General features: G+C 72.6%; 11 protein-coding genes. 7 read left to right on the top strand and 4 right to left on the bottom strand.

The features are described from left to right. Positions 1-117: 117 nt before the first annotated feature. The gene (locus tag DI269_RS12000) at positions 118-1530 is read right to left on the bottom strand and encodes an ABC transporter substrate-binding protein (protein WP_112136181.1); all 1413 of its coding nucleotides are present in this window, start codon (positions 1528-1530) and stop codon (positions 118-120) included. A gap of 189 nt (positions 1531-1719) precedes the next feature. On the opposite strand from DI269_RS12000, the gene DI269_RS11995 reads away from it, so the two are divergent. The 4 genes from DI269_RS11995 to DI269_RS11980 all read left to right on the top strand — a co-directional run bounded on the left by DI269_RS11995 (position 1720) and on the right by DI269_RS11980 (position 6749). After that, the gene (locus tag DI269_RS11995) at positions 1720-2901 is read left to right on the top strand and encodes an ROK family transcriptional regulator (protein ID WP_112136179.1); all 1182 of its coding nucleotides are present in this window, start codon (positions 1720-1722) and stop codon (positions 2899-2901) included. Positions 2902-2967: 66 nt separating this feature from the next. Continuing rightward, complete coding sequence (locus DI269_RS11990) at positions 2968-5514, top strand: sensor histidine kinase (RefSeq protein ID WP_112136177.1); 2547 nt, start codon at positions 2968-2970, stop codon at positions 5512-5514. Continuing rightward, positions 5511-6185: a response regulator gene (locus tag DI269_RS11985; RefSeq protein WP_112136175.1), complete on the top strand. Its 675-nt coding sequence runs from the start codon at positions 5511-5513 to the stop codon at positions 6183-6185. Before DI269_RS11990 ends, DI269_RS11985 begins: the two co-directional genes overlap by 4 nt. Before the next feature lie 51 nt (positions 6186-6236). Further along, positions 6237-6749 (top strand): hypothetical protein, encoded by a 513-nt coding sequence (locus DI269_RS11980; RefSeq protein WP_157974921.1) that lies wholly within the window; start codon positions 6237-6239, stop codon positions 6747-6749. Here DI269_RS11980 and DI269_RS11975 read toward each other — a convergent pair. The 3 genes from DI269_RS11975 to DI269_RS11965 all read right to left on the bottom strand — a co-directional run bounded on the left by DI269_RS11975 (position 6746) and on the right by DI269_RS11965 (position 11139). Continuing rightward, positions 6746-9196, bottom strand: a complete 2451-nt coding sequence (locus DI269_RS11975) for a polysaccharide lyase 8 family protein (RefSeq protein ID WP_112136170.1) — start codon at positions 9194-9196, stop codon at positions 6746-6748. The two genes, DI269_RS11980 and DI269_RS11975, sit on opposite strands and share 4 nt — an antisense overlap. Positions 9197-9316: 120 nt before the next feature. Continuing rightward, complete coding sequence (locus DI269_RS11970) at positions 9317-10558, bottom strand: glutamate-cysteine ligase family protein (protein WP_112136168.1); 1242 nt, start codon at positions 10556-10558, stop codon at positions 9317-9319. Between the two features lie 125 nt (positions 10559-10683). After that, positions 10684-11139, bottom strand: coding sequence for an RrF2 family transcriptional regulator (locus tag DI269_RS11965; protein WP_112136166.1), 456 nt, complete (start codon positions 11137-11139; stop codon positions 10684-10686). Between the two features lie 265 nt (positions 11140-11404). Between DI269_RS11965 and DI269_RS28640 the strand changes: the two genes are divergently transcribed. The 3 genes from DI269_RS28640 to DI269_RS11950 all read left to right on the top strand — a co-directional run bounded on the left by DI269_RS28640 (position 11405) and on the right by DI269_RS11950 (position 13279). Next, positions 11405-11971: a winged helix-turn-helix domain-containing protein gene (locus DI269_RS28640; protein ID WP_112136164.1), complete on the top strand. Its 567-nt coding sequence runs from the start codon at positions 11405-11407 to the stop codon at positions 11969-11971. Positions 11972-12266: 295 nt separating this feature from the next. Further along, the gene (locus tag DI269_RS11955) at positions 12267-12782 is read left to right on the top strand and encodes an NADPH-dependent FMN reductase (RefSeq protein WP_112136161.1); all 516 of its coding nucleotides are present in this window, start codon (positions 12267-12269) and stop codon (positions 12780-12782) included. Continuing rightward, positions 12779-13279 carry a flavin reductase family protein gene (locus tag DI269_RS11950; protein ID WP_112136159.1) on the top strand — a complete coding sequence of 167 codons (501 nt, stop codon included), beginning with the start codon at positions 12779-12781 and terminating at the stop codon, positions 13277-13279. The genes DI269_RS11955 and DI269_RS11950 overlap by 4 nt, the downstream gene beginning before the upstream one ends. The last annotated feature ends 10 nt before the right edge of the window (positions 13280-13289 follow it).

The raw sequence follows: 13289 nt of genomic DNA, 5'->3' as shown, positions 1-13289 counted from the left end.
ATGGGTTGTGGCCCTTCGAGAGGCATGACAGGTGTGGTGGGGTGCGCCGGGCGGGCGGGGGTGCCGCCCGCCCGGCGGGGAGGCGAGACCCGGGGTGTCGGGTCTCGGGGGGTGCGGCTACTGGGCGGCGTCGAAGACGGCTTGGAGCTCGGCTTGGAGGTTCGCCAGTTCGGTGGGGATGTCGAGTCCCTCCTCCTGGTTGAACTTGGTGGCGTACTCGGCCAGGACCGCCTCGGATTCGAGGAAGTTCGGCATGCCGCCCTCGTGGGAGGGGTTGTCGACGTAGCTCATGCCGTTGACGGCGACGTCCCAGTTGATGTCCTGGCCTTCGAAGTTGGCGGCGCCGACGCGGTCGAAGTAGCCGTCCTGGAGGCTGATGCGCGCGGGCATGCCGCCGTAGGTCTGGGTGAGGGACTCGGCGGCGTCGCCGATGAGGTAGGTGAGGACGTCGAACGCCTCGTCGGGGTGCGCGGTGTCCTTGGTGATCGAGAACGTGTCGGCGTGGAGCTTGGCGGTGGTGGTGCCGTCGTAGGAGGGGGCGGCGGCGGTGTCCCAGGTGCCTTCGAACCCGGCCATGCAGCAGGTGGCGTACCACAGGTGGGTGTAGCCCATGGCGAGGTTGCCGGACTCGAACCAGGACCCGGCGTTGAGCATGTCGGAGTCGCCGTAGGGGCCGTTGGGGATGAAGTGCTCGGTCCACATGCCGTCGTAGTACCACTGCTGGGCCTCGGCCCAGGCCGGCGGGATCTGGGCGTTGCCCTCGGCGTCCACGAGGGACCCGGCGCCGAAGAGGGTGGACTGGGCGCGGATGTCGGCGAAGACGTTGCCGAAGCCGAACTGGACGATGTTCGCGGGGTCGAAGTCGGCGCTGGTGGCGTCGTTGCCTTCGGCGTCGACGGTGAGCTGCTTGGCGAGCTCGGTCATGGTCGCGATGTCCCAGACGTGCTCGACGCCCTCGGCGTCGATGTAGGGGGCGCCGTACTCCTGGGGCGGGTAGGGCAGGCCGGCCTCGTCGAACAGGTCGAGGTTGACGTACATGAAGGACGGGAAGACCGCGAAGGGCAGGCCGATCTGGCCTTCTTCCTCGATGCGGTAGAAGTCGACCAGGGCCGGGTCGAAGTCGGTGAGGTCGTAGTCGTTCTCCTCGATGTACGGGGTGAGGTCGAGCCAGGCGCCGGGGAAGGTGGAGCGGCCGCGGATGCCCATGGGGCCGACGATGTCGGGGGCGTCGCCGGTGGCGATCTGGGTGGAGAGGATGTTCGGGGCCTGGTCGGCGTCGACGATCTCCAGGACGAGTTCGATGTCGTCCTGGCTGGCGTTGAACTCCTCGACGATCAGTTCCTGGGCGGGGATGGTCGGGGCGTCCGAGCCCGCGCCCATGCCGACGAACCAGCGGATCTCGACCTTGTCGGAGGCGGAGGAGCCGCCCCCGTCGAGGCAGGCGGTGGCGGCGAGGAGTGCGGCGGCGCCGACGGCGGCGGCCTTGGCGGCCGCCGTGCTCCGGGCGCGGAGGGGAGGTGTGATCCTCATGTGGAAGCTCCTTGCTGCGGCCGCCGGGGGACGCCGGAGGCCGGGAGGGATTTTGAACGAGAGGTAGGCTGGACCAGTAGGTCTACGACTTACTGTTAAGACTTAGATTAAGTAGTGCGACACGTGCCGTCAATCTCCCCGCAATACCGGCATGGTCTCGGACAGGTAACTTCACGGACTGGTGGACAGATGGAACGCCCCAAGCGGATGACCACGCGCGACCTCAAGCTCGGCAACCGGACGCGCCTGCTGCGGACGCTGTACTTCGACGGCCCGCTCACCCGCCGCGACCTCGCCCCCGCCACGAACCTGAGCACCGCCACGGTCTCGAACGTGACCGCCGAGCTCATCGCCGAGGGGATCCTCCGCGAGGCCGGGAAGGTCGACTCCGACGGCGGCCGGCCCCACATCCTCCTCGACGTCGACCCCGGCCACGCCCTGGTCGTCGGCGTCGACGTCGGCGAGACCCACGTCCAGGTCGAACTCCTCGACCTCAAGCTCACCGCCCGCGCCGCCGCCCGCTACGCCCTCGAAGCCGGACGCCACGACCCGGCCACCGTCATCGAGCACATCGCCGACGGCGTCAAAGAGGTCCTCACCGCCGCCGGAGGCGTCCCCGTGATCGGCGTCGGCGTCGGCATGCCCGGCATCGTCGAGTACGGCCCCGACGGCATCGTCCACGCCCAGGCCTTCGGCTGGGACGCCGTCCCCCTGGGCCGCATCCTCGCCGACCGCCTCGACCCGCTCCCCGTCCACGTCGAGAACGGCGCGATGACCATGGGCCAGGCCGAACTGTGGCTCGGGGCCGGGCAGGGCGCCGCCAACGCCATCATCGCCCTCATCGGCTCCGGCGTCGGCTCCTGCGTCGTCACCGACGGGGCCCTCTACCGCGGCGCCGGATCGAGCGCCGGCGAATGGGGCCACACCACCATGCGCGTCGACGGGCGCACCTGCCGGTGCGGCAGCCGCGGCTGCCTGGAGGCCTACGTCGGCGCCGAAGGCATCCTCGACCGCTACCTCGCCGCCGCCGGACGCATCGACCTCGCCGGAGGCGAAGAGGCCGCCCTGCAGCGGCTCCTCGACGACCCCTCCCCCGCCGCGGTCGCCGTCGTCGACGAGACGGTCCGCTATCTCGGTGCGGGCCTGGCCGACCTGCTCAACCTCTTCAACCCCGAGCTCATCGTCATCGGCGGCTGGGCCGGGCTCATGCTCGCCGGCCGCCGCCTCGACGACATCGCCGCCGCCACCGGCGCCTACGCCCTCAAGCAGCCCTTCGCCAGCGCCCGCATCGCCCCCGGCCAGCTCGGCCCCGACGCCGTCGCGAAGGGCGCCGCGACCCCCGTCATCGCCCAGTTCCTCGGCGGCGCCTGAGTCGGCCATGACACCTTTGACGCGTTCTTGACGGCCGAACTGGCGAAACGCGTGAATGATTAGCAGGTGCCACGTGGACAACTGCGGATCTACCTAGGAGCGGCCCCCGGAGTCGGGAAGACCTTCACCGCGCTCGAAGAAGCCCACCGCCGCGCCGAGCGCGGGACCGACGTCGTCATCGGCTACGTCGAGACCCACGGCCGCCGCGCCACCGCCGACCTCATCGGCGACCTGGAGACGGTGCCGCGCCGGTCCCTGGAGTACCGGGGGGCGGTCTTCGAGGAGTTCGACGTCGACGCCGTCGTGCGCCGCGCCCCCAGGGTCGCGCTCGTCGACGAGCTCGCGCACACCAACGTCCCCGGCTCGCGCAACGAGAAGCGCTGGCAGGACATCGACGAGCTCCTCGACGCCGGGATCGACGTCATCTCCACCGTCAACGTGCAGCACCTCGAATCGCTCAACGACGTCGTCGCCGAGATCACCGGCGTCCCCCAGCGCGAGACCGTCCCCGACGAGGTCGTGCGCCGCGCCGACCAGGTCGAGCTGGCCGACATCACCCCGGAGGCGCTGCGGCGCCGCATGATCCACGGCAACGTGTACCCCCCGGAGAAGGTGGACGCCGCATTGTCGAACTACTTCCGGGTCGGCAACCTGACCGCGCTGCGCGAGATCGCGCTGCTGTGGCTGGCCGACAAGGTCGAGGACCAGCTGGAGCAGTACCGCGAGGCCCAGCACATCACCAAGGTGTGGGAGTCCAAAGAACGCGTCGTGGTCGCACTGTCGGGCGGCGACGAGGGCGACACGCTCATCCGCCGGGCCGCGCGCATCGCCGCCCGTTCGGGCGGCGCCGATCTGAAAGCGGTGTACGTCGCCTCCGGGGACGGGCTCACCTCCGCGAAGTCGGCGCGCAACCTCGCCCGCCAGCGCAACCTCGTCGAGGACCTCGGCGGGTCCTACCACCAGGTGGTGGGCGACTCGATCCCCGACGCCCTCCTGGAGTTCGCCCAGGGCGCCAACGCGACCCAGCTGGTCCTGGGGGCCTCGCGCCGGGGCCGGTTCGCGCAGGCGATCTCGCGCGGCGTCGGCGTCACCACGACGGCGCGGTCGGGGAAGATCGACGTGCACCTGGTCAGCCACGAGCGGGTCGCGAGCGTCAAGCGCGGCCGCTCGGGCCGGTACCTGATCGACACGGCCCGCAGGCGCCTCGGGATCGGCCTGGCGTTCCTGGGGATTCCGGGGCTCGTGGTGGTGCTCATCCCCTTCCACGAGGAGCTGTCGCTGACGACGATGATCCTCATCGTCCTCACCGCGGTCATGGCCCTGACGCTGACCGGCGGCATGTGGCCGGCGCTGCTGGGGGCGCTGCTGGGGTTCTTCCTCCTCAACTACTTCTTCGCGACGCCCTACTACGAGTTCAAGATCCACGACCAGGAGCAGCTGATCGCCCTGGTCATCTTCGTGGCGCTGGCGCTGGGCGGGGCCGCGGTGGTGAACCTGTCGGCCGCGCGGGCGCGGCTGGCGGCGCGGGCCAGCGCGGAGGCGCAGACCCTGGCGACGTTGGCGGGCAACGTGCTGCGGGGCGGCAACCGGCTCGACGACCTGCTGGAGCAGCTGCGGGAGACGTTCAACCTGACGTCGGTGACGCTGCTGGAGCGGACCGAGCCGGGCGCGGGGCCCGACGAGCGGCGCGACCCCAAGGCGTGGCGGGTGGTCGCCCACGCGGGCACGGCGTGCGGCAGCCCGGGGGCGGCCGAGAACGACCTGCCGATCAACGACGACCTCGCGATGGCCTTGCGCGGGCACACGCTTGAGGCGGCGGACCGGCGGATCGCGCAGGCGTTCGCGATGCACGCCGCCGCGGCGCTGGAGCGCGAGCGGCTGGAGCGCAAGGCCGAGGCGGTGCAGCGGTTGACGGACGCGGACAAGCTGCGGACGGCGCTGCTGGCGGCGGTCTCGCACGACCTGCGCACACCGTTGGCGTCGACGCGGGTCGCGGTGTCGAGCCTGAGGTCCACTGGGGAGCTGTTCACGCCGGCGGAGCGGCAGGAGCTGCTGGAGTCGGCCGAGGAGTCGCTGGCGCGCCTGACCGGGCTGGTGGACAACCTACTGGACATGAGCCGCCTCCAGGCGGGGGTGCTGGGCGCGGACCCGGTGCCGATCGCGCTCGACGAGGCGGTGCCGTGGGCGCTCGACGAGATCGGCGACGCCGCGGCGGACGTGAGCCTGGACGTGCGCCCGGACCTGCCGGAGGTGCTGGCCGATCCGGGGCTGCTGCAGCGGATCCTGGTGAACGTCATCGCGAACGCGCTGCGGTTCAGTCCCGAGGACGAGCCGCCGCGCGTGACGGCGGGCATCCACGGCGGGGCGGTGGAGCTGCGGGTGGTCGACCGCGGCCCGGGCGTCCCCGACGAGGACCGCGAGACGATGTTCCGCCCGTTCCAGCGGCTCGGGGACCGGGACAACACGACGGGCGTCGGCCTGGGGCTGGCGCTCTCGCGCGGCCTGGCCGAGGCGATGGGCGGCACGCTGGCCGCGGAGGCGACTCCCGGCGGCGGTTTGACGATGGTGCTGGCGCTGCGGGTCGCGGCGCCGGATGGAGAGGGTGCTGAGTGATCAAGGTCCTGGTGGTGGACGACGAGCCGCAGATCGCGCGGGCGCTGCGGATCAACCTGTCGGCGCACGGGTACGAGGTGACGACCGCGGCCGACGGCGCGCAGGCGCTGCGCGCCGCGGCGGCGGTGGTGCCCGACCTGGTGGTGCTGGACCTGGGGCTGCCGGACATGGACGGCTCAGAGGTGATCGAGGGCCTGCGCGGCTGGTCGAAGGCGCCGATCCTGGTCCTGTCGGGCCGGGCCGCCAGCGCCGAGAAGATCGCCGCTTTGGATGCGGGCGCGGACGACTACGTGACCAAGCCGTTCGACATCGGCGAGCTGCTGGCCCGCGTGCGGGCGGCGACGCGCCGGTCGGGGCCGGGCTCGGAGTCGCCGGTGACGGCGATCGGCCCGGTCACGGTCGACCTGGCGGCGCGGGAGGTCCGCAAGGACGGCGAGGAGGTGCGCCTGACCCCGACCGAGTGGCAGCTCCTCGAAGTGCTGCTGCGCAACCCCGGGAAGCTGGTGAGCCAGCGCGAGCTCCTCCACCGCGTCTGGGGCCCCAACTACGACCGCGAGACGAACTACCTGCGCCAGTACATGGCCCAGCTGCGCCGCAAACTCGAAGCCGACCCGGCCCGCCCGGTCCACCTGCTCACCGAGCCGGGCATGGGGTACCGCTTCCGGCCCTAGCCGGGCGCTCCTACAGTTGGGGTCCATCCGGATCGAGGCGGGGAGCGGCACATGGGAGCCAAGGCGGCAGTTGCAGCACTGTGGACGGCGGCGGTGCTGTTCGCGGGACTGGCGGCCCTGAAGGTCGCGCTCTACGGCGACTTCACCGCCGATTCGTCCGCGGGCTGCGCCTCCGAGCAGAACCCGGGCTACGCCTCGGCGTGCGAGCAGTTCGCGCCGGTCGCCTGGTTCGGGCCCTACTGGTTCATGATCCTCGTCTTCGCGGTCGTCGCGGTCCTGTTCGCGACCGCGGCGGTCCTGGCCTCGCGCGGTCGCCGGGTGGTGCGCGTTGCTATGTGGGCGACGGTGCTCGCGATCGTCCTCGCGGTGATCCCTGGTGCGTTCGACCTGGACTGGCGCCTCGCAGTCGCGGCCGCTTCGGAGTCGGACGCATGGGTCGCCGAGTACGTGCGGGACGGCGTCCCGTCCTGGTACGGCCCGGTCGAACTCGCGGCCCTGGTCCTCGCGGCGGTGGCCGCGATCCTGGGCACGGAGTGGCTGCGCCGCAGCGACGTCGGGCGTTAGCGGAGCACCGCGGCCTGGGTCTGGCCGCCGGTGTCGGTGAGGTCCACGGTCAGGCGCGGCCGGTCCCCCGCCTCGAAGTCGACGGTGTCGTCGGCTTCGGCGAGTTCGCTTGCGGGGAACGGCAGTTCGATGCCGACCGTGCCGGTGGTGCGGCCGGAGTCGGCCACGGCCACGGTGAGGCCGTCGTCGGTGCGGCGGACCAGGACCGAAGCGGGGGCGTCGCAGGCGAGGCCTCCGGCTTCACCGGCCTCCCAGAAGTGGGCCGCGATGAGGCCGCTGCTCTCGTCCTGGACGGCTTGAACGGTGGCGGTGTTGGCGAGGACGGTGATCCGCGAGCCTCCGGCGAGGGTCGCGGTCTGGGCCGCGTCGGCGCCGGGCAGGAGAATGTAAGCGTAGGCCGCGTTCGCGGGCGAGGCGCCGTGGTCGAACCAGAGGGTGGCGTAGCGGCGGGTGTGGACGGTGGTGTCGCCGCCGCCGGTGGTGGGGCCCTGCTCGATGTCGTTCCAGGCGCCGTCGCGGGCCTCGCGCAGGCCGCGCAGTCCGGTGGCGCCCTGGGGGAAGACGTAGCCGCCGACGCCGTCGAGGTGGATCCAGCGGGCGTCGTCGAGGCTCGCCGACCAGCCGGGTTCGGTGGACTGCTCGTCGCCGTTGACGCTCAATGAAGGGGCGCCGTCCTCGCCGAGGTTGCGATGCTCGACGGTGGTCTCGATGATGCGCCCGTCGGAGGCGGTGATGCCCGCGCCGAGGGCGACGACGGCGTCGTCGAGGACGAACCAGGACTTCTTGGCGCGCAGGGTGGAGCCGTCGGCGACCAGGTCGAAGGCGGCGGCCGCGTACCGGTCGTCGAGGACGGCGCCGCCGGCGACGGCGTTCTCCGGCAGGAGCTTCACCATGCCTTCGCTGGCGGCGATGACCTCGCGTTCGCGGGTGTCCACGGTGGTGCCGGGCAGGCGGTAGGGGTTCGCGGTGGGCCAGAAGTCGTCGTTGTACTGGCCGGGGTCGCCGGGCAGGTAGAGGTAGGCCATGCCGTCGCCGGTGTACCAGCCGCGGAGGTTCTCCCAGTTGCCCATCTCGTACGCCGCGACGCGGCCCGAGGACAGCGAGAGCGCCCAGGACCAGGCGGGGCGGCGGACCAGGACGCGGTCCATGTCGGCGAAGACGCGGGTACGGTCGTCGCGGTCGGCGGGGGCGACATCGTCGTCGTCGAGGATCGCCTTGACGCGGCCGATCCCGGCGATGCCGGCCTGGGCGGCGTAGGGGAAGTGCTCCTGCGAGCGCTGGACCCAGCCTTTGACGAGGGCGTCCCAGCGGGAGCGGTACTCGGCGGGGGCGCCGACGGCGAGCTGGGTGAGGGCGGTGATGAACCCGGCCGAGTTGTGGAAGTCGCGCTGCTCGGGGCGCGAGATGCCGCGCCCGTACACGCAGTCCATGAACAGGCCGTCCTCGACGAACGGCGCGTAGGAGCGCTCGACGGCGTCGTAGAGGACCGGCACGTCCTCGTCGACGACCTCCCCGGCGGAGCCGGCCAGGAGCGACACGGCCATGCCGGTGGAGGACAGGAGGGTGGTGCCGTAGGCGGCGGCGTAGGGGACGTCGTCGTGCTGGATGAGCGAGCCGTCGCGGTAGAACCCGTCGCCTTCGGTGACGTACTGGAAGAGGCTGTGGCGGCCGTCGTCGACCTTCCCGGAGAGGTCGTCGCGGGCCTGGCGGAGCTTGTCCTCGTCGCGGCCGAGGATGCCGCGCAGCGCGAGGATGACGGCCTTGTCGGCCCGGTTGGCGCCGGTCTCGTGCGTGTTGGGGTTGACCACGCGCATGTCGGCGTCGGGGCACCAGCGGTCGACGGCGGCGAGGTAGTTCGCGAGGCGCTCGGCGGGGATGCGGTCGTAGAGGATCGTGCAGGTGCGCATGAGGGCCGCGGGCGAGCCGATCTCCCACCAGTACCAGTTGTCGACCTGTTCGGCGTGCTCGTTGTAGCCGCCGTCGTAGAGCAGGCCGAGGGAGGCGACGACGGCGTCGGCGACCTCGTCGCTGCCGTACTGGGCGGTGCCGGGGGTGGCCCAGGCGATGGCGAGGCGGTAGAGCTGGCGGAAGGAGTTGTTGAAGTTGGAGGCCGAGGAGACGGGGGCGAGGTCGGGCCACACGGCGGTGCGGGACTCGGTGCGGTCCATGGTCTCCCACAGCGGGGCGGCCTCGGCGTCGATGCGGGAGATGGCGGGCGCGTACTCGGGGTCCTCGGGGTGGATCTCGCCGCCGACGAGGAGTTCGGCCGCGCGCTTGCGCAGGTGGTCGAAGTCGAGGGGGTTCGTGGGGCCCTCGACTGGGGTGATGCGCGGGGTGTCGGCGCCGGTGAAGTAGGCCGCGAGGCCGACGCCGGCGCCGATCCCCGCGGCGCCGAGGGCCCCTCCCAGCAGCAGTCGGCGGTTGAGGGAGGGGGGCGTTGCAGGCATGCGGCGTCCAAGTCGAGGCGGCGGGGTGGAGGTCGCCCCAATAGTAGCGGCCCCCTTGGGAACCGGCGGTCCCCCGTTGACCTGGGCGGCCCCGCCGAGACTCGGGCCACAGTGCACGTTTCAGCGCGGGTCGGACACCAGGTCGTCGGCGCGGGTGCGGTTCCTGGCGACGAAGGACTCGGTGTAGCGGTCGAGTGCGGCGGCGATGACGGGGTCGGTCTGGGCCGCGAGGGCGGCGGTGAAGCAGGCGCGGGCGGCCGCGGCGATCGGGGCGTCGTGGAGGGCGGCGGTGGCCGCGCGCAGGTACAGGTCGGCGGCGGTCGCGTCGTGCCAGAGCGGTTCGAGGGCCTCGTTGGCGGCCGCGGCCGCGGCGGGGTGGTCGAAGAGGGCGGCGGCCAGGGCGACCGGGACGATCCAGTCGGGGCCGGGCTGGGCGTCGATCATGCGCAGTTCGAGGTAGCGGCCGCGGGGGCGCACGGGCGGGAACAGGGTCGAGAGGTGGAAGTCGAGGTCGCCCTGGGTGGGCGGGCGCAGGCTGGTGGAGCGCAGCCAGTCGCGGAAGGTGAGGCCGCGGGGGACGGTCCAGCGGCCGGGGCCGCGGACGGCCATGACGCGGGCGTCGAGGGCGTAGGCCGCCCAGGTCTCGCGGGGGTCGCCGGCGGGGACGGGGCGCGAGCGGGTGGGGTCGATCGCGGTCCACACGTGCTGGCGGGTGGACCGCCACAGGCTCGGCTCGCCGCGGCGCAGCGGGGAGTTGGCGAAGGCGGCGACGAGGACGGGGGCGAGGCGGTGGGCCAGGGCCCACCGCTCGGCCAGGCCGTGCGGGCCGGAGTCCTCGGTGCCGGTGTCGAGGCAGACCTGGACGGAGGCGGTGTTGGCCATCATCCAGCGCCCGGCGCGCCCGTCCTGGTCGAACAGCTCCTCCATGGCCTGGTAGCGGGCGCTGCGGACCACCCTGCGGGGCAGGCGGACCGGGTCCAGGCCCAGGCCCAGGAGTTCGAGGCCCTCGTCGGCGAGCGCGGCGCTGACACGGGCGCGGTCGGCTTCGAGGTCGTCGAAGCATTCGCGGACGGGGGCGGGCCGGGTGCTCAGTTCGAGGGCGCCGCCGGGCTCGAAGCTGAGCCGGGTACATCGCGGCAGGGCGTCCCGGACGCCGAGGAGGGCCTTGACGGTCTCGGGGTCGATGCGCCGGCGCCGGTCGGCGGGGCTGGTGAGGTGCCATTCGACCTCGGCGCCGACGCGGGCGGGGGCCACGGGTTCGAAGGCGCCGGCGGCGACGAGCGCGAAGGCGTCGTCTTCGGACAGGGGCGCGGCTTCGGCGCGGGGCGCGGTGGTGCGGTCGCGGAGCGAGGCTTCGGACATGCTGACTCCCTGTCTCGGAAGGGGCGGCGGGCGGCCCGCCGTCCAGTATTCCTATCGGATCAATAGGATATAGGCATGGTACGGCCCGCGCGCCGCCCGCGCAACCGCAAGCGGCCCCAGTGGACTCAGCGCGGCATCCAGGCCTCGTCGGCGGCGGTGAGCTCGGCGATGCGGACCGGGAACTCCCCTGTGGCGGCCTGGGCGAGGGAGACCTCGTCGAAGACCGAGCGGACGGCGGCACGCGCGGCGACCCACAGCCGCGGCAGGTTCACCGCGGCCCCTTCGTAACTGGTCTCCTCGGGGCGGCGGCCGCGGATCTCGGACAGGGGGCCGTCGACGGCGCGGAGGACCTCCCCGACCGAGACGGCCTCGGGTTCGCGCGAGAGGCGGTAGCCGCCCTCGACCCCGCGCACGCTGTCGACGAGGTGGGCCCGGCGCAGGTCGCCGAGGATCACCTCCGCGAACTTGCGCGGCAGGGCCTGGACGGCGGCCAGCGAGCTGGCGGAGATGGTGCGCGGATGGCCGGTGGCCAGCGTGACCGCGATGCGGACGGCGTATTCGCCGCGAGCGGAGACCTGCATTGCAGCGGGCTCCCTTCTCGTGATCTGGGGCAAATGGGAACGTGTACTTGAATCCTACTTGATCGATAGGATATGCTGTCATGGTGAACCGCACCAGCGAACCGGCGAGGCCGAGGTGGACCAAGAGGCGCCACATCGACTTCGCGCGTTCGGACTCCGCGCTGTGTCGCCCGGGCGACGCCCCCGCGGCGGTGCGCTGACCAGAGCGCTGCCCGACGACGCCGCCCACCCCGGAATCCCACCGAGAACGAACGAAGGCGCAGCCATGACTCCCGTCCAGACCCGCACCCGCCCTCCGGCCCACCGCCGCACCGGCACCGCGACCATCACCGTCACCGTCGAGATCCCCGCCGACGACCCGCGCCTGGCGCGCCGCCTCACCGCGGCGCTCGGCGTGCTCGCGCAGGGCGGCGGGCGGGTCGCCGTCTCCGCCGAAGGGGCGCAGGCGCTTCCGTCCGAGCCGGTCGCCGAGGCCCCGGCCGTCGCGCCCGCGCTCGTCATCGACACCGCCGGGCGCGAGGTGACCATCCACGGCCAGGTCGTGGCCCTGACCCGGCTCGAATTCGAGCTGCTGGCGTTCCTGGCCCGGCACCCCGGGATGGTCCACACCCGCACCGAGCTGCTCCAGTACGTCTGGGAGACACCGGACACGGGGCTGCCGGGGCGCACCGTCGACGTCCACGTGCGGCGCCTGCGGGCCAAGCTCGCCGAGTTCGACGTGCTCGTCTCGACCGTGCGCGGGGTCGGCTACCGGTTCACGCGCAGCCGCGACGTGGAGTACCGGACCAGCCCGGCGGGGTACGCCGACCAGGACCGGGTTCTCAGCATCTAAGAAATCCTAGTATTTCTATAGGAATACTGATAGTGTTGTCGGCATGACGTCCGCCAGCCTTCTGACGCGGCGGCGCGAAATCGATCAGATGCGCGCCGCCAGCGCCCTCTGTCGACCGCGAATGCGCTAGTCGGGACCCGCCCCCCGGGGCCGCTTCCGACTCGCACATCTTCACACCGCATTCCCCGCCGCCGTCTGTCGCGGCACCGTTCCCCCAAGGGCCCCAGCGGGTCTCCCTCCAGCACGCCCTCCTGCGGGCGTGCCCTCGCACGCTACCCACCGTAAGGACTGCACCGTGACCGACAGCATCAGCGTGACCACAGTGGTCGGCAACCCCAAGCGCCTGTCGCGCACCCTGACCACCGCCGAGGCCCTGGCCGCCGCCATCGCCGGCCCCGAGGCCAAGACCGCCTCGATCGACCTCGCCGAGCTCTACCTGGACGGGATCGAGCCGCCCGGCTTCGACCACGCCGAGGCCCGCGTCCGCGGCGCCCGGGTGCTCGTGGTCGGCACGCCCGTCTACAAGGCCAGCTACACCGGCCTCCTCAAGCTCTTCCTCGACCAGCTCCCGCCGGGCGCTCTCGAAGGGACCGTGGCCGTCCCGGTGACGATCGCGGCCTCCGCCGAGCACCGGTTCCTCGCCGACCTCCAGCTGCGCCCGGTCCTCGCCGAACTCGGCGCGAGCCTGCCGGTGCCCTCGCTCGCACTGCGGGAGAAGGAGCTCCCGGAGCTGGACGCGCACCTGGCGAAGTGGACGGGCGCGCACTTGCCGGTCCTGGCCGCGATCGCGGGCGCGGAGGCGAAGGCATGAGCACGCAACTGCACGCGGGCGTCGAGGCGGCCTCGTTCCGGTCCCTGTTCCGGGCCCATCCCGCCGGCGTCACCGTGGTGCTCGCCGACCCCGGGGACGGCCCGGCCGGGTTCACCGCCACCTCGCTCACCTCGGTCTCGCTCGACCCGCCGCTGGTGTCGTTCGCGATCGCCTCGACCTCCTCGGCGTGGCCGGCGGTCCGCGACACCGAGAGCCTGACGGTGAACTTCCTGTCCGCCGAGCAGCACGCCATCGCGACCCGGTTCGCCACCAGCGGCATCGACCGCTTCTCCGGCACCGCCTGGTCGCGCCTGGACACCGGCGAGCCGGTGCTCGCCGACGCCCCCGCGCACCTGCGGGCCGTCGTCACCGACCGCATCGAGGCCGGCGACCACCACATCGTCCTGGCCCTGGTCGTCGACGCCGCCACCGGCGGCGACCACGAGCCGCTCGTCTACCACGCCGGCGGCTACTGCGCCGCCGCCCCCCTCGACTGACCTCCGCTTC

The organism is Glycomyces dulcitolivorans (genome assembly GCF_003265355.1).
Taxonomy (GTDB): Bacteria; Actinomycetota; Actinomycetes; order Mycobacteriales; family Micromonosporaceae; genus Glycomyces; species Glycomyces dulcitolivorans.
The sequence above is the reverse complement of the archived record's forward strand: the minus strand, read 5'-3'. Positions and strand labels throughout refer to the sequence as shown.